Source organism: Streptomyces sp. NPDC048370 (assembly GCF_043200825.1).
In the GTDB taxonomy this organism is placed as follows: Bacteria; Actinomycetota; Actinomycetes; order Streptomycetales; family Streptomycetaceae; genus Streptomyces.
In genome coordinates this window covers 681284-699531 of sequence record NZ_JBICYI010000003.1, presented here as the reverse complement: position 1 = coordinate 699531, position 18248 = coordinate 681284, and the positions used below count along the sequence as shown (strand labels likewise).

Sequence of the window (18248 nt, the reverse complement as noted above, 5' to 3'; positions counted from 1 at the left end):
ATGACGGAGACGACGGTCGGAATCGGCGGGGCGGCGGAGAGCACCGACATGGTGCTGAACATCGGGCCGCAGCACCCCTCGACCCATGGCGTGCTCCGGCTGCGGCTGGTTCTCGACGGTGAGGTGATCCAGCGGGCCGAGCCGGTCATCGGATACATGCACCGGGGTGCCGAGAAGCTCTTCGAGGCGCGGGACTACCGGCAGATCGTCATGCTCGCCAACCGCCACGACTGGCTGTCGGCCTTCTCCAACGAGCTCGGTGTCGTCATGGCCGTCGAGCGCATGCTCGGCATGGAGGTCCCCGAGCGCGCCGTCTGGACCCGTACGCTGCTCGCCGAGCTGAACCGGGTGCTCAACCACCTGATGTTCCTCGGGTCTTACCCCCTCGAACTGGGCGGTATCACCCCGGTCTTCTACGCGTTCCGGGAGCGCGAGGAGCTCCAGGCCGTGATGGAGGAGGTCTCCGGCGGCCGGATGCACTACATGTTCAACCGGGTCGGCGGGCTCAAGGAGGATCTGCCCGCCGGGTGGCTCGACCGGGCGCGCGCGGCCGTCGCGGACGTGCGGTCGCGGATGGACGTGTACGACAAGCTGGTCCTCGGCAACGAGATCTTCCGGGGCCGTACCCGGGGCGTCGGTGTCCTGACCCCGACGGCGGTGCACGCGTACGGCGTCTCAGGACCCATCGCCCGTGCCTCCGGCGTCGACTTCGACCTGCGGCGCGACGAGCCGTACCTGGCCTACGGGGAGCTCCAGGACACGCTCAAGGTGGTCACCCGCGAGGAGGGCGACTGCCTCGCCCGCTTCGAGTGCCTCCTGGAGCAGACCCACAACTCCCTGGACCTCGCGGACGCCTGCCTCGACCGGATGGCGGAGCTCCCGCAGGGGCCGATCAACCAGCGGCTGCCGAAGGTGCTCAAGGCCCCGGAGGGTCACACGTACGCCTGGACCGAGAACCCGCTCGGCATCAACGGCTACTACCTGGTCTCCAAGGGCGAGAAGACGCCGTACCGGCTGAAGTTGCGCTCGGCGTCGTTCAACAACATCCAGGCACTGACGGAGTTGCTGCCGGGCACGCTCGTCGCCGACATGGTGGCGATCCTGGGCTCGCTCTTCTTCGTCGTCGGTGACATCGACAAGTAGGCGACCACCGAGCCGTCAGGCGCCGTCGCGCACGTCGCAGAACGCCTGCGCGCACAGGGCGATCCACTCGTCCCGCCGCGCGAGCAGCTCCGCGGTGGTGAGCGCCCCGATCGTCAGGAGCCGACCACTCCGCGCAGCTCCGCCACGTCGATCTGCTCGGTCTCGTCGTGCGCGGTCAGGTCGATGACGTTGCCGATGGCCCGCTGTTCGGGGGTGCGGCGCACGACGGTCGCGAGGACCTCCTCGCCCACCACGTCGGCCAGGTCGGCGTCCTGCACGGCCTCGATGGCGGCCGCCACCTCCTGCGTACCCTGCGCGCCCTGCCCGCCCTGCGTGCCGAAGAAGTCGAAGCCGCCCTCGGGGCGGGTGCGGCGGCGCGTGGCGTACGGGACGATCGCCGAGGCGGCCGGAACGGCCCGTACCGCGGGAACGGCGGTGGGTGAAGCGGTGGAGGGGACGGGCGAGAGGGCCGTCGAGGGGGCGGGTACGACGGCGGTCGACGGTCGAGCGTGCTGCTCGCTCCCGGCGGCCGCCGCGTGCTTCCCCTGCGGCTCCTCCGTCTCGCGGGCGCGCTCGGCGAGATCGCGGCTGCGGGCCGCCTCGGCCGTACGGCGGGCCTCCTGGGCGGCGGCGTTGCGCGCGAGGTCGCGCAGGGCCTGGGCGGCCTGGCGGTACGCGGCCGGGGTGGGCGTGGATCCGGCGGCCGGCAGCTCCTTGGCCGGGGAAGACGTCTCCAGGGCGAGCTGCCTGCGGCCTTCGAGGGCGCTGGCCCGCTCGGTCTCGGCGTTGGCGTACCGGCGTAGCAGCGCCGCGTGTTCGCCGCGCAGCCCGGCCAGTTCGACCCGCTTGGCGCGGAGCTTGGCGTCCAGCTTGGCCCGCAGCTCGCGCGACTCCTCCAGGTCGGCCTCGAGCTCCGCTATCCGCTCCTCGGTCTTCCACTGGTCCGCCGTGCGCGCCCGGGTCAGCTCCGCGACCTGTCGGCCGGCGCTCCGGTCCCAACTGCGCATGATGACGCCGCCGGTGACCGCGGCCGCCGCCGCGGCAGCCACGAGCAGGCGCAGCACCACGGGATCGGCGAGCAGCCAGGCGCCCGCGGCACAGACGACCGACGCTCCGGCGACCGCGGAGGGCGGCAGAAGCTTGTGCAGGGGAGGTGAATGGCGGTGGCGTCCACGTGGCATGGCCTGAAATTTACCGTGCGTAGGCGCCGTGTGGGGTGTCGGCCCGGCAATCTCTTGGCCACTTCTCGCCGTCGTGACCGAGCCCCGGTCGGAACCGGGCCGACTCCCCTCCCCCGAGCCTTACTTCTTGACCAGGCCCTTCGACTCCAGATAGGTCTTCGCCACGTCCGCGGGCTTCGCGCGCTCGGCGTCGACCTTGCGGTTCAGTTCGGCGAGATCGGCCGTGGTGAGGACCTTTGTGATCTTGTCGAGAGCGGCCGCGATCTCGGGCGATCCGGCGTCCTTCGCATTGACCACCGGCAGCACATTGTCGGCGTTCTGGAGCTTCTTGTCGTCGTCCAGGAAGACCAGTCCGAAGGACTCGATCGTCGCGTCCGTCGTGGTGGTCAGCACCAGCTGGTCCACGCCGTCCTTGACCGCCTGCTTGGCCTGCGGGGTGCCGACTCCCTTGGGGTCGATGCCGGTGACGTCGATGCCGTAGGTCTTCTTCAGGCCGGGCGCGCAGAACGGCCGTATCTCGCATTCGTCACCGGCCGCGATCTTCACCTTCAGCTTGGCGGCACCGAGGTCGGAAAGCGTCTTCAGCTTGTTCTTCTCGGCGAATTCCTTCGAGACCGCGAAGGCGTTCTGGTCGACGGCCTCGCCGACCGCGAGGACCTTCAGTCCGCGCGGCTCCGCGAGCTTCTTCAGCGCCTCCACCGTGGCGGCCGCGTCGCCGGACGCGACCGGCTTCTCCTCGGGCGCCCTCGGGCCGTTCACCTTCGCATTGAGGAATTCCGCGATCGTCGCCGCGTATTCCGGTACGACGTCGATCTCGCCCTTCTCCAGGGAGGGTTCGTACAGCTCGCGGTTCTTCACCGTGGTGATGGTCGCGTCGTATCCGGCGTCGTTCAGCACCTGCGCGTAGAGCTCCGCGAGCACCTTGGACTCGGTGAACGCGGCGGCGCCCACGACGAGGGAGCCCTTGGCCGCACCGGACGTGCCGCCGCTGCCGCCCGCCTTCCCCTGCTCCAGGCTGTCGCCGCCGCACGCGACGAGCGAGACGGTCAGCGCCGCCGTACCCAGTACCGCACCCGCGATACGCGAGGTCCTGCTCACGAGATCACTCCTAGTCGTCGTTCCGTGTCACAAGCGGTTCGTTCCGTGCGATTCATGCCGAGCGATTCATGCCGAGCGATGTGTGCCGGGTGTGCCGAGCGGGCGTGCGGAAGCCGGAGGGGTTCACGCGCGTCGGCCGAGCAGCCGGTCCGCCCCCACCAGGGCGACCTCCACGACGAGGGCGAGCAGCGCCACGAGCAGGGCGCCCGCGACCACCTGCGGGGTGTTGTAGGTGTTGAATCCGGCGGTGATGATCCGGCCCAGGCCCCCCTGGCCGACCATCGCCGCGATCGTCGCTGTGGCGACGACCTGCACGGCGGCCGACCGCAACCCTGTCATGACCAGCGGCCGGGCGAGGGGCAGTTCGACCTTCCGGAAGACCTGTCCGCCCGACATGCCCATCCCCCGCGCGGCCTCCACCACCGCCCGGTCCACCTCGCGCATCCCCACGAACGCGTTGGTGAGCAGCGGCGGCAGCGCGAAGAGCACCAGCGCGATCACCGTCGGCACGTATCCCGCGTTGCGCAGCGGCGACACCATGAAGAGGGCCAGGACCGCGAAGACGGGGACAGCCCGCCCGACGTTGGAGATGTTGACGGCGAGCGCGCCGCCCCGGCCGATGTGCCCGAGCCAGAGCCCCAGCGGCAGCGCGATCGCGCAGGCGAGCAGCAACGCGACCCCGCTGACGTACGCGTGCTCACCGAGGCGGTGCCACACCCCGCCCTCCCCCGCCCAGTTGGCGCCGGTGGTCAGCCAGCTCCAGGCGTCCGCCACGATCCCCACCGCTCACTCGCCCCCCGGCGCCGTGCGTATTCGGGTCCACGGTGTCAGCAGCCGCTGCACGCCCAGGAGCAGCAGGTCCGCGACCACCGCGAGCAGGACGCACAGCACCGAGGCCGCGAGCACCTGCGCCTTGAAGAACGTCGGCAGCGCGTCCTCGATGAGGTTGCCGAGGCCGCCGCGCCCGACGATCGAACCGACCGTCGTGAGCGCGATCGTGGAGACCGTCGCCATGCGTATTCCGGCCATCAACGCGGGCAGCGCGAGCGGCAGTTCGACCTCCCAGAGCAGCCGCCCCGAGCCGTACCCCATGCCGCGCGCGGCCTCCCGCGCCTCGGCCGGCACCGCGTCGAGGCCGGCCACCATGTTCCGTACGAGGATCGTCAGGGAGTACAGCACGAGGCCCGTCACCACCAGCGCGGCGGACAGCCCGAAGAAGGGCAGCAGCAGCGAGAACATCGCCAGCGAGGGAATCGTGTAGAGCAGCGTCGTCAGGCCGAGCACCGGGCCGGCGAACCGCGGGCTCGCCCGCACGAGCAGCGCCAGCGGAAAGGCGACGGCGATGCCGATGAGGACGGACACGACCGTGATCCCCACGTGCTGGAGCAGCGCGTCGGTCAATTCCTGGCTGCGCGTGCGCAGATACTCCCCACAGATCCAGTCGTTCGTCACCAGACAATTCGCCGCGCTCATGTACCCTCCCCCCGGCCGCTCGCCGTTGCCGAACGTATGTCTGACCGACCCTATCCCCCGGCACCGACAATCGCCGAGGACCGCCACATTCCGGCAACACGCCCTTCACACGCACCCGTCACCCAGGCGTCAGAATGGGGAACATGATCCGGTTCGAGCATGTGACCAAGCGGTACGCGGACGGAACGACCGCCGTCGACGACCTCTCCTTCGAGGTCGCCGAGGGTGAACTGGTGACGCTCGTCGGCCCGTCCGGCTGCGGCAAGACCACCACGATGAAGATGGTGAACCGGCTCATCGAGCCGACCGAGGGCCGCATCCTCCTCGCCGGCGAGGACATATCCGCGATCGACCCCGTCCAGCTGCGCCGCCGCATCGGGTACGTCATCCAGCAGGTCGGCCTCTTCCCGCACCGCACGGTCCTCGACAACACCGCGACCGTCCCTGCCCTCCTCGGCGTCCCGCGCGCCCGTGCCCGCGCCCGCGCCGCCGAACTCCTCGACCTGGTCGGCCTCGACCCGAAGACGTACGGCTCCCGCTACCCCGAGCAGCTCTCCGGCGGACAGCGCCAGCGCGTCGGCGTGGCCCGCGCGCTCGCAGCCGATCCGCCCGTGCTCCTGATGGACGAGCCCTTCGGCGCGGTCGACCCGGTGGTCCGCGAGCACCTCCAGAACGAGTTCCTCCGCCTGCAGTCCCAGGTCCGCAAGACCGTCCTCCTCGTCACCCACGACCTGGAGGAGGCCGTCCGCCTCGGCGACCGGATCGCCGTCTACGGCCAGGGCACGATCGAGCAGTTCGACACCCCGGCCAGGGTCCTCGGCGCCCCCGCCACCCCGTACGTCGCCGACTTCGTCGGCGCGGACCGCGGCCTCAAGCGGCTCTCGGTCACCGCCGTGGACGCGTCCGCCCTGGAGGACGTCCCCGTGCTGCGCACGGACGAGGCGACACCGAGCGCGCCCGCACCCACCTCCGCCCCGCCCACCTCCACCGCACCGGCCTCCGACGCCCCCTGGTCCGTCGTCCTCGACGCGGACGGCCGCGTCCAGGGCTGGGTCGCGGCGGAGGAGCCCGGTCGCACCCGCCCGGCCCCCGAGCCGGTGCCGCTCGGTGCCTCCCTCCGGGAGGCGCTGGCCGCGCTGCTGCAGCACGACACCGGCTGGCTGCCCGTCGTCGACCCGGCCGAAGGCGGCCGGTACGCGGGCGTACTCACCCCGGCGGCCGTCCACCGCGCCCTGCGCGCCGCGTCCCCGGAGCCGACGGAGTCCACGGCGGTGACCGAGCAGCCCGCCAAGTCGCTCAGTCCGCGCTGAGCCGCCCGCTCATCCACACCAGGCCCGGCGGGATCTCCCGGTTCCAGGTGTTGAAGTTGTGCCCGCCGCTGTCCAGCGTGATCGAGGAGACCCGCGCCGGGGCCTTCACCTTCTTGACGAAGTCGAGGGTCTCGCGCAGGTTCCCCTCGCCCTGCTTCGACGTCGTCACCAGGAACGACGACTTCCCCTGCGGCAGGTGGTCCAGGCTCCACAGCAGGTTCGCCCGCTTGCGCGCCTTGTCGTCGCCGTGGAACAGGTCGCCGGTCGTCACGTCCTCGGCCGCCTTGTAGTACGCCGAGAACCCGGCGCCCGCCGCGAACCTGTCCGGGTGGTGCAGCGCGATCTTCAGCGCGCAGTAGCCACCCGTCGAGTTCCCCATGAACCCCCAGTTCCGCGCCTTCGTCCCCACCCGGTACGTCTCCGAGACGGCCTTCGGCAGGTCCTCGGCGAAGAAGGTCTCGGTCCGCGGGCCGCCCGGGATGTCCACGCACTCGGTGTCACGCGGCGGCGCCACCGTCGGCCGCAGCATCACCAGGATCATCGGCCGCATCTTCTTCTCCTTGACCTGGAGGAAAGCGGTCTTCGGGTACTTGAGCCCCTTGAGCAGGTTCTCGGCCGTGCCCGGGTAGCCCGTGAGCACCAGCGAGGCCGGGAACGTGCTCTTCTCGTACCCCTTCTGGAAGTACTCCGGCGGCAGGTACACGTACGCCGGCGAGTTGATGCCCGACTTCTCGCCCGCGATCACGACCTTCTGTATCTGGCCGCCGACCGAGGGCTTGGAACCGCCGGGCACGTCCAGCGCCTGCGTACCGACGACCTTGAGGTCCTTGGAGCCGGCCGAGTGGTCGACGACCACCCCCATGTCCTGCTCCTGGCCGAAGAGGTCCGCCCAGGACCCGTAGAAGAGGAAGGAGTTGTTCGCCGCGAGGCCCACCGAGGCGAAGAGCGCGAGCTGGGTGGCGAGCAGCAGTCCGATCCTGCCGAGGACGGCCCGGACGCCGCCCCGGGCCAGCCGTGGCCACAGCCAGATCGTGGCCGCGAAAAGCACCACCGCCAGCACGACGGCCAGCGCCAGAACCTTGTTGCTGGTGAGACCCATGAGACGCCCGAGCCCTCTTCCTGAGAAATTCCTGTGGGTGAATGAACCCGCTCCCCCGCGAAGCCGTCCTAGAAGGCGCAAACCTCCGGCCCCGGCCCGCCGCTGACCACCGCGTGGCCGCCGGAGAAACGAAACTTTCGCGGAGCCACGGGAAGCACGGGAAGCGATGTCTGTCACGGTAGATGGGGACAAGTCAGGATTGGTTCCGGTTCGGGTGCGCCGGATTCTGCGCGGACCACGCCCCGAGAAGGTGCCCGCCCTCGTCGGAACGGCCTGCACGCTCATCGGCCTGATCGACATCGCCGCGGGCGTCTTCCCGCGCTTCCGGGCCAGCCGGGTGCACGCCATCGCCGAGGTCCTGCCCGGCACGCTCGGACCGCTCTCCGCGGCCCTCTCCCTCAGCGCCGGCGTCCTCCTGCTGCTCCTCGCCCACGGCCTCAAGCGCCACAAGCGCCGCGCCTGGCGGGCCGCCGTCGTCCTCCTGCCGCTGGGCGCCGTCGCCCAGTTCGTCTGGCGCCACTCCGTCCTCGGAGCCCTGCTCTCCGTCGCGCTGCTCGCCCTGCTGGTACGCCACCGGGACCAGTTCGCCGCCCTGCCCGACCCCCGCAGCCGCTGGAAGGCGCTCGCCAACTTCGTCCTCATGGGCGCCGGATCGATCCTGCTCGGCCTGGTCATCGTCAGCGCCCACCCGCGCCGCGTCATCGGCAGCCCCAGCCTCACCGACCGCCTCGAACACGTCCTGTACGGACTCTTCGGCTTCGAAGGACCCGTCGGCTACACCAACGGCGTCGACTGGACCGTCGGCTACTCCCTCGGCGCCCTCGGCATGCTCACCGCCCTCACCACGATCTACTTCGCCTTCCGCCCCGAGCACCCCGCCGCCCGGCTCACCGAGGACGACGAGACCCGGCTGCGCGCCCTGCTCGACAAGCACGGGGGCCGCGACTCCCTCGGCCACTTCGCGCTCCGCCGCGACAAGGGCGTCGTCTTCTCCCCCAGCGGCAAGGCCGCCGTCTGCTACCGCGTCGTCTCCGGCGTCATGCTCGCCAGCGGCGACCCCATCGGCGACGTCGAGGCCTGGCCCGGCGCCATCGAACGCTTCATGGACGAGGCCAAGGCCCACTCCTGGACCCCCGCCGTCATGGGCTGCTCCGAGACCGGCGGCGAGGTCTGGACCCGCGAGACCGGCCTCGACGCCCTCGAACTCGGCGACGAGGCGGTGGTGGACGTCGCGGATTTCTCCCTGTCCGGGCGCGCCATGCGTAACGTCCGCCAGATGGTGAAGCGGATCGAGCGCAACGGCTACACCACCAAGGTGCGGCGCGTCCGTGACCTCAGCGACGGCGAGCTCGCCCGCGTCCGCCGCGCCGCCGCCGACTGGCGCGGCACCGACACCGAACGCGGCTTCTCCATGGCGCTGGGTCGCATCGGCGACGCCGGCGACGGGGACGCCGTCATAGCGACCGCCCACAAGACCGACGAGGACGGCACCACCTCCCCGTACGGGGACCTGAAGGCGATCATCCACTTCGTGCCGTGGGGCCCCGACGGGATGTCCCTGGAGCTCATGCGCCGCGACCGCTCCGCCGACCCCGGCATGAACGAGCTCCTCATCGTCGCCGCCCTCCAGGAGTCCCCGCGCCTCGGCATCGAGCGCGTCTCCCTCAATTTCGCCATGTTCCGCGCCGCCCTGGCCCGCGGCGAGAAGATCGGCGCCGGACCCGTCCTCCGACTCTGGCGCGGACTGCTCGTCTTCCTCTCCCGCTGGTTCCAGATCGAGTCCCTGTACAAGTTCAACGCCAAGTTCCGGCCCCGCTGGGAGCCCCGCTTCGTCGTCTACCGCAAGAGCCGCGACCTGCCCCGTATCGGCTTCGCCGCCATGCAGGCCGAGGGCTTCGTCAACCTCCAACTGCCCCGCCCCTTCGCCCGCCGCAGGGCCGCCGCCGAACCCCGCCCCTGCGCCCACATCGTCGCCCCGCAGGCCGACCACGAGGTCCGCGCGGCGTGAGCGGCACCCCGGGCCCTACGCTGGGCGTATGAGTACGTCGATCGGTCGGGGCACGGCCTTGGGCCTGCCGGAGTGGGACCGCTGCGCGGTCATGGGCGTCGTCAACGTGACCCCCGACTCCTTCTCCGACGGCGGCCGCTGGTTCGACACCACGGCCGCCGTCAAGCACGGGCTCGACCTCGTCGCCGAGGGCGCGGACCTCGTCGACGTCGGCGGCGAGTCCACCCGCCCCGGCGCCAGCCGGGTCGACGAGGACGAAGAGCTGCGCCGGGTCGTCCCCGTCGTCCGCGGCCTCGCCTCCGAAGGCGTCACCGTCTCCGTCGACACCATGCGCGCCTCCGTCGCCCGCGCCGCCGTCGAGGCCGGCGCCGCGCTCGTCAACGACGTCAGCGGCGGCCTCGCCGACCCCGCGATGGTCCCCGCCGTCGCCGCCGCCGAGGTCCCCTTCGTCGTCATGCACTGGCGCGGCTTCAGCCAGGACATGAACAGCCTCGCCGTCTACGACGACGTCGTCACCGAGGTCGTCACCGAACTGCGCCGCCGCATGGAGGCCGTCGTCGAGGGCGGCATCGCCCCCGAGCGGATCGTGCTCGACCCCGGCCTCGGCTTCGCCAAGCTCGCCCTCCACGACCTGGCCCTCGTCGCCCACCTCCCCGAACTGCGCGCCCTCGGCCGTCCCCTGCTCGTCGCCGCCTCCCGCAAGCGTTTCCTCGGCCACGTCCTGGCCCACGAAGGCGCCGCACCACCGCCCGCCCGCGAACGCGACGCCGCCACCGCGGCCGTCTCCGCCATCGCCGCCCACGAGGGCGCCTGGGCCGTCCGCGTCCACGAAGTCAGGGCCACCGCCGACGCCGTCCGCGTCGCCAGGGCCGTCGAAGGAGCCCGGTGACCCACCAGACCGACACGGAGGCGGTCGAGGCCGCGAACACCGCCTTCTACGAGGCGATGGAGCTCGGCGACTTCGAGGCGGTCTCCGCCCTCTGGCTCGACGACGGCGCCACCCCCATCAGCTGCGTCCACCCCGGGTGGCCCGTGCTCTCCGGGCGCGGCGAGGTCCTCCGCTCGTACGCGCTGATCATGGCGAACACCGAGTACATCCAGTTCTTCCTGACGGATGTGAAGATCTCCCTCGGCGGCGATGTGGCCGTGGTCACCTGCACGGAGAACATCCTCAGCGGCGGACCCGCCGAGGACGGCGCCGAGCTCGGGCCCCTCGTCGGGCAGCTCGTGGTCGCCACCAATGTGTTCCGCCGCACATTCGACGGCTGGAAGATCTGGTCCCACCACGGCTCCCCCGTCCTCACCGAGACGGACGACGAAGAGGACGAGGAACCCGGCGCCTGAACGGGATCCGGGGTCCGTTCGGGTGAGGCCGGGGATTGGAATCCGACCCTCTGGGTAGGGGCCGCACCCAGTCCCCTGTGGCCGCCGCCCGAACCCCCATGGGCAAGCGCTGTCGGTGCTCGCAGGTAGATTCGATGCTGGACACCCGGCCGTCCGCACCCGGCTGCGTGGCCACAAGAACTACGACAGCAGGAGTGATTCGCGTGGATCGTGTCGCGCTGCGCGGCCTCAAGGCCCGAGGACACCACGGCGTCTTCCCCAAGGAACGCGAAGAAGGCCAGACCTTCATCGTGGACCTCGTCCTCGGCCTGGACACCCGCCCCGCGGCCGCCGACGACGACCTGACGAAGACCGTGCACTACGGCGTCGTCGCCGAGGAGGTCGTCGACGTCGTCCAGGGCGAGCCCGTGGACCTGATCGAGACCCTCGCCGAGCGGATTGCCCAGCAGTGCCTCAAGCACGCCGGCGTGCAGGAGGTCGAGGTCGTCGTCCACAAGCCCGATGCGCCGATCACGGTCCCCTTCGACGACGTGACCATCACCATCACCCGGAGCCGAGTATGAAAGCCACGCACAGCGACCCCACCGTGCAGCCCGTACCGGCCTCCGTCGTCGAGGCGGTCGACGCCGCCGACGTGACCCTCTCGAACCCCAAGTGGGCCGTCATCGCCCTCGGCGCCAACCTGGGCAACCGCCTGGAGACGCTCCAGGGCGCCGTGGACGCCCTGGAGGACACCCCGGGCCTGCGGGTCAAGGCCGTCTCCCCGGTGTACGAGACGGAGCCCTGGGGCGTCGAGCCCGGCTCCCAGCCCTCGTACCTGAACGCGGTCGCCCTGGTGAAGACGACCCTGCCGCCCAGCTCCCTCCTGGAGCGCGCGCACGCCGTCGAGGAAGCCTTCCACCGGGTCCGCGAGGAGCGCTGGGGCGCCCGCACGATCGACGTCGACATCGTGGCGTACGCCGACGTGGTCTCCGACGACCCCGTCCTGACCCTGCCCCACCCCCGCGCCCACCAGCGCGCCTTCGTCCTGGCGCCCTGGCACGACGTCGACCCCGAAGCCCAGCTCCCGGGGCACGGCACCGTCGCCGACCTCCTCACGACGGTCGGCCAGGCCGGAGTCGTGCCACGTGTCGACCTGGAACTCCGTCTGCCCGAGTAGTCGTTAGGCTCGTGGAAGACCGCCCGCGAGACGACACGAAGGACACTCGGTGAAGCAACTGCGGCTCAAGGTTCTGGCCGGACTGTTCATCGTGGCCGGAGTCCTCTCCTGGGGCGCCGCCCGCCTCTGGGACGCGGTCGGCACCCTGCCGAGCGTGCCGCTCGCGGCGCCGATCGTCCTCGCGTCGATCGCGGCCGTCCTGACCGCCACGGCCCTCTCCATCCGCGCCCGCCTGAAGGCCCAGCGCGAGCGCCGCCCCGGCGCGAAGGGCGTCGAGCCGCTGATGGCGGCCCGCGCGGTGGTCTTCGGCCAGGCGAGCGCCCTGGTCGCCGCCCTGGTCGCCGGCATGTACGGCGGCACGGGCGTCTTCCTCCTGGGCTCCCTGGACATCCCGTCCCGCCGCGACCAGGCGATCTACGCCGGTTTCTCGGTCCTGGCAGGCTTCGCCGTCATCGCGGCGGCCCTCTTCCTGGAACGCGTCTGCAAACTCCCGGAGGACGAGGAGAACGGCAAGGGCGCGGCCCCGGTGGCCTGAGCCTCCGGACGCCCCTGGCGCGCCGTGCGTGCCTATCGAGCCATGATCAGGCTCATCGCCTCGTTGCGGGTCGCGGGGTCGCGGAGCTGGCCGCGGACGGCCGAGGTGATGGTCTTGGCGCCCGGCTTGCGGATGCCGCGCATCGACATGCACATGTGCTCGCACTCGAAGACGACGATGACGCCGCGCGGCTCCAGGATCTCCATCAGCGAGTCGGCCACCTGCGTGGTGAGCCGCTCCTGGACCTGCGGGCGGCGGGCGTAGACGTCGACCAGGCGGGCCAGCTTGGACAGGCCGGTGATCTTCCCGGAGGTCGAGGGGATGTAGCCGACGTGCGCCACGCCCCTGAAGGGGACGAGGTGGTGCTCACATGTCGAGTACACCTCAATGTCCTTGACCAGCACCATCTCGTCGTGGCCGAGGTCGAACGTGGTCGTCAGGACGTCCTCGGGCTGCTGCCGCAGGCCCGCGAATATCTCCTGGTACGCCCGCGCCACCCGCGCCGGCGTCTCCCTGAGTCCCTCGCGGTCCGGGTCCTCGCCAACCGCGATGAGGAGCTCTCGTACGGCGTTCTCGGCGCGCTTCTCGTCGAACTCGCCGATCGTGCCCTCGCCGTCCAGCGTCACCGGGTCGGTCATCAGTGCCTCGTTCCGTCTGATCATGGCGCGAAATAGGCCGCGCCCCCACAGGCTAAAACCTGTGGGGGCGCGGCATCCATTCCGGGTGGTCGGAGGTCAGGCCTCCGGGGCCTCCTCGGGGGCGACCTCGATCGCCTTGGTGGTGTCCACGGGTGCGCTGCCGTTCGCGCCGTTCGTCAGGGCCAGCTCCTTGGGGGAGAGGACCGGCGGACGGGTCGAGGGCGTGCGGCGGGACGAGCCCGTCCAGGCCGGACGGGCCGGGCGCTTGACGATCGGCGCGAAGATCTCGGCGATCTCCTCCTTGCCCAGCGTCTCCCTCTCCAGGAGCTGCAGGACCAGGTTGTCGAGGACGTCACGGTTCTCGACGAGGATCTCCCACGCCTCGTTGTGCGCGGTCTCGATGAGCTTCTTGACCTCTTCGTCGACCAGCGCGGCGACCTCTTCCGAGTAGTCGCGCTGGTGCGCCATCTCACGGCCCAGGAACGGCTCGGTGTTGTCGCCACCGAACTTGATCGCGCCGAGCCGCTCGGTCATGCCGTACTGCGTGACCATCGCGCGAGCGGTGGCCGTGGCCTTCTCGATGTCGTTCGCCGCGCCCGTGGTCGGGTCGTGGAAGACGAGCTCCTCCGCCGCGCGCCCGCCCAGCATGTACGCCAGCTGGTCGAGCATCTCGTTGCGGGTGGTGGAGTACTTGTCCTCTTCCGGGAGCACCATCGTGTAGCCCAGGGCCCGGCCGCGGGACAGGATCGTGATCTTGTGGACCGGGTCGGAGTTCGGAGATGCCGCCGCGACCAGGGCGTGACCGCCCTCGTGGTACGCGGTGATCTTCTTCTCCTTGTCCGACATGATCCGGGTCCGCTTCTGCGGGCCCGCGACCACGCGGTCGATCGCCTCGTCCAGCGAGTGGTTGTCGATCAGCTTCTTGTCCGAGCGGGCGGTGAGGAGCGCCGCCTCGTTCAGGACGTTGGAGAGATCGGCACCCGTGAAGCCGGGCGTACGGCGGGCGACAGCGCCCAGGTCCACGTCCGGCGCGACCGGCTTGCCCTTCTGGTGGACCTTGAGGATCTCCAGACGGCCCTGCATGTCCGGACGGTCGACCGCGATCTGGCGGTCGAAACGGCCGGGACGCAGCAGCGCCGGGTCGAGGATGTCGGGCCGGTTCGTGGCGGCGATCAGGATGACGCCGCCCTTCACGTCGAAGCCGTCCATCTCGACGAGGAGCTGGTTGAGCGTCTGCTCGCGCTCGTCGTGGCCGCCGCCGAGTCCGGCACCGCGGTGCCGGCCGACGGCGTCGATCTCGTCGACGAAGACGATCGCCGGGGCGTTCGCCTTCGCCTGCTCGAAGAGGTCGCGGACACGGGAGGCACCGACACCGACGAACATCTCGACGAAGTCGGAACCGGAGATCGAGTAGAACGGCACGCCGGCCTCGCCCGCGACGGCACGCGCGAGGAGGGTCTTGCCGGTTCCGGGCGGGCCGTAGAGCAGCACACCCTTGGGGATCTTGGCGCCGACGGCCTGGAACTTCGCCGGCTCCTGGAGGAACTCCTTGATCTCGTGGAGCTCCTCGACGGCCTCGTCCGATCCGGCCACGTCGGCGAAGGTGGTCTTCGGGGTGTCCTTGGTGATCAGCTTGGCCTTGGACTTCCCGAAGTTCATGACTCGGGAGCCGCCGCCCTGCATCTGGTTCATCAGGAACAGGAAGACGACCACGATGAGGACGAAGGGAAGCAGAGAGAGCAGCACCGACAGGAAGGGGCTCTGCCGCTCCGGAGAGACGGTGTAGCCCTTGTCGAGGTCGCCGGCGGCGGACTGCTCCTGGAGCGTGGTGGTCAGGTTGGCACCCTGGTCACCGATGTAGCTGGCCTGGATCTTGGTGCTGCCGCCGTACTTGTTCTTGTCGGCGTCCTTCTTGAGTTCGACCTTGATGACCTGCTCGTCACCGGTCGTCAGCTTGACCTGGTCGGCCTGCTTGTCATTGATCGCCTGGACGACCTTGCTGGTGTCCACCGTCTTGTAGCCCTCGGACGAGCCGACGACCTGCATCAGCACGACCACGGCGAGGACGGCCAGCACGATCCACATGACCGGCCCACGGAAGTATCGCTTCACGTCCATCCATACGGAGCGAGAACGCCCCGTCCCTCCTGCCCGTAGGTAAATGCTGCTGTGAGAGCTGCTGTGAGAAAAAGCTGTTCTTCGGACGGTACCTCAGCCAGGTGACCCGTGACCGCCTTCCCTTGCTCCAACGGCGGGAGGGCGGTACGGGTTCCCCGTGCGTCAGCCCCCGTAGACGTGGGGCGCGAGCGTGCCGACAAACGGGAGGTTGCGGTACTTCTCGGCGTAGTCGAGGCCGTATCCGACGACGAACTCGTTCGGGATGTCGAAGCCGATCCACTTCACGTCGATCGCGACCTTGGCTGCGTCCGGCTTGCGCAGCAGGGTGCAGACCTCCAGGGAGGCCGGCTCGCGCGAGCCGAGGTTCGACAGCAGCCAGGACAGCGTCAGGCCGGAGTCGATGATGTCCTCGACGATCAGGACGTGCTTGCCCTTGATGTCGGTGTCGAGGTCCTTGAGGATGCGGACGACGCCGGAGGACTGGGTGCCCGCGCCGTAGGAGGAGACGGCCATCCAGTCCATGGTGACGGGGGTGGACAGCGCGCGCGCCAGGTCCGCCATCACCATCACGGCGCCCTTGAGGACACCGACGATGAGCAGGTCCTTGCCCGCGTACTCCGCGTCGATCTTCGCGGCCAGCTCGGCCAGCTTCGCGTCGATCTCTTCCTTGGTGATGAGCACCGACTTGAGGTCGGTGCCCATGTCCTTCTCGTTCACCCGGGTCACTTTCGTTGCAGCTTGCGTCAGCCTTGCCGAATGACCAGTCTGCCACCCTGCCGTCGTGCCTCGACGCGGCCGGGCAGATTGATGGCGCCTTGTCCGCGCCAGCCGGTGATCAGCCGGTCGACCTCCTCGATGTGGCGGGCGAAGAGGGAACCGGCGGGCGCGCCCTCGGCGATCATGGCGCGGCGCAGGATGCGGCGGCGGACGGCCGGCGGGAGTCCGAAGAGTTTGGCGCATTCGAGTCGGCCGGTCTCGTCGCGTACGGCGGCTTCGGCGTCGGCGGCCCAGGAGTCGAGGGCGTCGGCGTCGTCGCGGGAGAGCTGGGCCGTACGGGCGAGGGCTTCGACGACGCCCTTGCCGAGGGCCTTCTCCAGGGCGGGCAGGCCTTCGTGGCGGAGCCGTGAGCGGGTGTAGGCGGGGTCCGCGTTGTGGGGGTCGTCCCAGACGGCGAGCTCCTGGGCGACGCAGGCCTTGCGGACGGTCTGCCGGTCGAGCTCCAGGAAGGGGCGTCGGTAGCGGCCGGCGGCGCCGGAGACGGCGGCCATGCCGGACAGCGAGCGGATGCCGGAGCCGCGGGCGAGGCCGAGGAGGACGGTTTCGGCCTGGTCGTCGCGGGTGTGGCCGAGCAGGACGGCGGTGGCGCCGTGGCGCTCGGCGGCCTCGTCGAGGGCGGCGTAGCGGGCGTCGCGGGCGGCGGCCTCGGGGCCGCCTTCTCTGCCGACGCTGACGGCGACGGATTCGACGGGGTCGAGGCCGAGCGCGGTCATGCGTCCGGCGACCTCGGCGGCGCGCTGGGCGGAGCCGTCCTGGAGGCCGTGGTCGACGGTGATGCCGCCGGCGCGGACGGCGAGCTTGCGGGCCTCGAAGGCGAGTGCGGAGGCGAGCGCCATCGAGTCGGCGCCTCCGGAGCATGCGACGAGGACCAGCGGAGCGGGTCGGTCCGGGGAGGGGCCGAGGGGGCGCGCGTCGGTTGCGGGTGTCGCTGTGGGGTCGGTCTGGTGCTCGGTGAGAACGTCGTGGAGTACGCGGCGGACCGCCAGGCGTATCGCCGCGACCGCAGGATGGGGACCCATGTCCGGTGCCCTTCGTGAAGGAGTGGGGTGCCTCGGTCGGAGTCTTAACGGTCGGAAGAGGGGGTTCGGTCACTCAGAGTGCGTCGATGGTGACAGAACCTGGCCGTTACCCGAGCATTGCACGCCCCACCCCTGCTCTACGGTCCCTCGGATGGGTGATTGGCGGTGTGTTCTTCCGTCGTACGTCGCACCCGTCTCACGAGTCTGCCTTACGGTGCACCCTCGCGACCCAGTCGGCCGGTGCGGCGATCTCGGCCTTGGTGGGGAGCGTGTTGGGGGAGGTCCACACGCGGTTGAAGCCGTCCATGCCGACCTCGTCGACGACGGCGCGGACGAAGCGTTCGCCGTCGCGGTACTGGCGCAGTTTGGCGTCGAGGCCGAGGAGCTTGCGCAGGGCGAGGTCGAGGCGGGAGGCGCCGCGGGCGCGGCGCTGCTGGAACTTCTCGCGGATCTCGGCGACGGAGGGGACGACCTGGGGGCCGACGCCGTCCATGACGTAGTCGGCGTGGCCTTCGAGGAGGGACATGACGGCGGTGAGGCGGCCGAGGATCTCGCGCTGCTCGGGGGTCTGGACGATTTCGACGAGGGAGGGGCCCGGTTCGCCCTCCTCGCCCTCGGGGCGGCTGCCGGCGAGGGCCTGGGCGGCTTCGCGGAGGCGCTCGACGACGGTGGAGGGGTCGACCTCGGTGGCGCCGAGGAAGGACTGGATCTCGCCCTGGAGGTGGTCGCGGAGCCAGGGCACGGCGGTGAACTGGGTGCGGTGGGTCTCTTCGTGGAGGCAGACCCAGAGCCGGAAGTCGTGCGGGTCGACGCCCAGTTCCCGTTCGACGTGGACGATGTTGGGGGCGACGAGCAGCAGGCGGCCGCCGCCGTTCTCCCCGGCGGGCAGGTCGCGGGTGGCGGGGGCGAAGGTCTCGTACTGGCCGAGGATCCGGGAGGCGAGGAACGACAGCAGCATGCCGAGTTCGACGCCGGTGACCTTGCCGCCGACGGCGCCGAGCACGGTGCCGCCGGGGGTGCCGGAGCGCCGTTCCTGCATCTTGTCGAGGAGGGGGGAGAGCAGTTCGCGGAAGCCTGCGACGTTGGCCTTGACCCAGCCGGCCCGGTCCACGACGAGGACGGGCGTGTCCCGTGGTTCGTGGCCCTCGGGGATCATCCGGGTGAAGGCGCGGACGTGTTCCTCGGACGCCTTGGCGTGCCTGCGGAGCTCCGCGACGACCTCGCGGGCCTCGTCGCGGGACACCTCCGGGCCCGGCCTCACCAGTCGGGTCGCGGTCGCGACCGCGAGATTCCAGTCGACCATCTCGGCACCACCGATGCTCGTCATGCGTCAACCGTACGTTCTC

The 18248-nt window shown here is 70.7% G+C and carries 18 protein-coding genes; 8 read left to right on the top strand and 10 right to left on the bottom strand.

What is annotated here, in order from left to right:
- Positions 1-1143 (top strand): NADH-quinone oxidoreductase subunit D, encoded by a 1143-nt coding sequence (locus tag ACGFYP_RS10585; RefSeq protein WP_361956400.1) that lies wholly within the window; start codon positions 1-3, stop codon positions 1141-1143.
- 113 nt (positions 1144-1256) lie between these two features.
- Here ACGFYP_RS10585 and ACGFYP_RS10580 read toward each other — a convergent pair whose 3' ends face one another.
- The 4 genes from ACGFYP_RS10580 to ACGFYP_RS10565 form a co-directional block, all read right to left on the bottom strand.
- Positions 1257-2324, bottom strand: a complete 1068-nt coding sequence (locus ACGFYP_RS10580) for a hypothetical protein (protein ID WP_393488897.1) — start codon at positions 2322-2324, stop codon at positions 1257-1259.
- 120 nt (positions 2325-2444) lie between these two features.
- Positions 2445-3422: an ABC transporter substrate-binding protein gene (locus tag ACGFYP_RS10575; RefSeq protein ID WP_393488894.1), complete on the bottom strand. Its 978-nt coding sequence runs from the start codon at positions 3420-3422 to the stop codon at positions 2445-2447.
- 123 nt (positions 3423-3545) lie between these two features.
- Entirely contained in the window at positions 3546-4205 is a 660-nt protein-coding gene (locus ACGFYP_RS10570; RefSeq protein WP_393488890.1) for an ABC transporter permease, read from the bottom strand.
- Between the two features lie 3 nt (positions 4206-4208).
- Positions 4209-4895, bottom strand: a complete 687-nt coding sequence (locus tag ACGFYP_RS10565) for an ABC transporter permease (protein ID WP_393488886.1) — start codon at positions 4893-4895, stop codon at positions 4209-4211.
- Between the two features lie 143 nt (positions 4896-5038).
- Between ACGFYP_RS10565 and ACGFYP_RS10560 the strand changes: the two genes are divergently transcribed.
- Positions 5039-6205, top strand: a complete 1167-nt coding sequence (locus tag ACGFYP_RS10560) for an ABC transporter ATP-binding protein (protein WP_393488882.1) — start codon at positions 5039-5041, stop codon at positions 6203-6205.
- Here ACGFYP_RS10560 and ACGFYP_RS10555 read toward each other — a convergent pair.
- Positions 6192-7304, bottom strand: a complete 1113-nt coding sequence (locus ACGFYP_RS10555; RefSeq protein ID WP_393488879.1) for an alpha/beta hydrolase — start codon at positions 7302-7304, stop codon at positions 6192-6194. The two genes, ACGFYP_RS10560 and ACGFYP_RS10555, sit on opposite strands and share 14 nt — an antisense overlap.
- Positions 7305-7470: 166 nt before the next feature.
- Here ACGFYP_RS10555 and ACGFYP_RS10550 point away from each other — a divergent pair, with 166 nt between their 5' ends.
- From ACGFYP_RS10550 to ACGFYP_RS10525, 6 genes are all read left to right on the top strand, one after another.
- Positions 7471-9312 (top strand): phosphatidylglycerol lysyltransferase domain-containing protein, encoded by a 1842-nt coding sequence (locus tag ACGFYP_RS10550; protein ID WP_393488876.1) that lies wholly within the window; start codon positions 7471-7473, stop codon positions 9310-9312.
- 28 nt (positions 9313-9340) lie between these two features.
- Positions 9341-10201: a dihydropteroate synthase gene (gene folP, locus ACGFYP_RS10545; protein WP_393488874.1), complete on the top strand. Its 861-nt coding sequence runs from the start codon at positions 9341-9343 to the stop codon at positions 10199-10201.
- A complete protein-coding gene (locus tag ACGFYP_RS10540) occupies positions 10198-10656 on the top strand; it encodes a nuclear transport factor 2 family protein (RefSeq protein WP_361956427.1) in 459 nt (152 codons plus the stop codon). Before folP ends, ACGFYP_RS10540 begins: the two co-directional genes overlap by 4 nt.
- 203 nt (positions 10657-10859) lie before the next feature.
- Positions 10860-11219: a dihydroneopterin aldolase gene (gene folB / locus ACGFYP_RS10535; RefSeq protein WP_158988273.1), complete on the top strand. Its 360-nt coding sequence runs from the start codon at positions 10860-10862 to the stop codon at positions 11217-11219.
- A complete protein-coding gene (folK, locus tag ACGFYP_RS10530) occupies positions 11216-11815 on the top strand; it encodes a 2-amino-4-hydroxy-6-hydroxymethyldihydropteridine diphosphokinase (RefSeq protein ID WP_361956430.1) in 600 nt (199 codons plus the stop codon). Before folB ends, folK begins: the two co-directional genes overlap by 4 nt.
- A 49-nt stretch (positions 11816-11864) precedes the next feature.
- Entirely contained in the window at positions 11865-12350 is a 486-nt protein-coding gene (locus ACGFYP_RS10525) for a DUF3180 domain-containing protein (protein WP_393488867.1), read from the top strand.
- 32 nt (positions 12351-12382) lie between these two features.
- On the opposite strand, the gene folE is transcribed toward ACGFYP_RS10525, so the two are convergent.
- The 5 genes from folE to ACGFYP_RS10500 all read right to left on the bottom strand — a co-directional run bounded on the left by folE (position 12383) and on the right by ACGFYP_RS10500 (position 18229).
- Complete coding sequence (gene folE, locus ACGFYP_RS10520; RefSeq protein WP_362015758.1) at positions 12383-12988, bottom strand: GTP cyclohydrolase I FolE; 606 nt, start codon at positions 12986-12988, stop codon at positions 12383-12385.
- 96 nt (positions 12989-13084) lie between these two features.
- The gene (gene ftsH, locus ACGFYP_RS10515) at positions 13085-15106 is read right to left on the bottom strand and encodes an ATP-dependent zinc metalloprotease FtsH (protein ID WP_361956442.1); all 2022 of its coding nucleotides are present in this window, start codon (positions 15104-15106) and stop codon (positions 13085-13087) included.
- A 162-nt stretch (positions 15107-15268) separates the two neighbouring features.
- On the bottom strand, positions 15269-15808 hold the full coding sequence (gene hpt, locus ACGFYP_RS10510; RefSeq protein WP_132917781.1) for a hypoxanthine phosphoribosyltransferase: 540 nt from the start codon (positions 15806-15808) through the stop codon (positions 15269-15271).
- 41 nt (positions 15809-15849) lie between these two features.
- Entirely contained in the window at positions 15850-16902 is a 1053-nt protein-coding gene (gene tilS / locus ACGFYP_RS10505; protein WP_393488862.1) for a tRNA lysidine(34) synthetase TilS, read from the bottom strand.
- Between the two features lie 196 nt (positions 16903-17098).
- A complete protein-coding gene (locus tag ACGFYP_RS10500) occupies positions 17099-18229 on the bottom strand; it encodes a zinc-dependent metalloprotease (protein ID WP_361956448.1) in 1131 nt (376 codons plus the stop codon).
- Positions 18230-18248 lie beyond the last annotated feature (19 nt).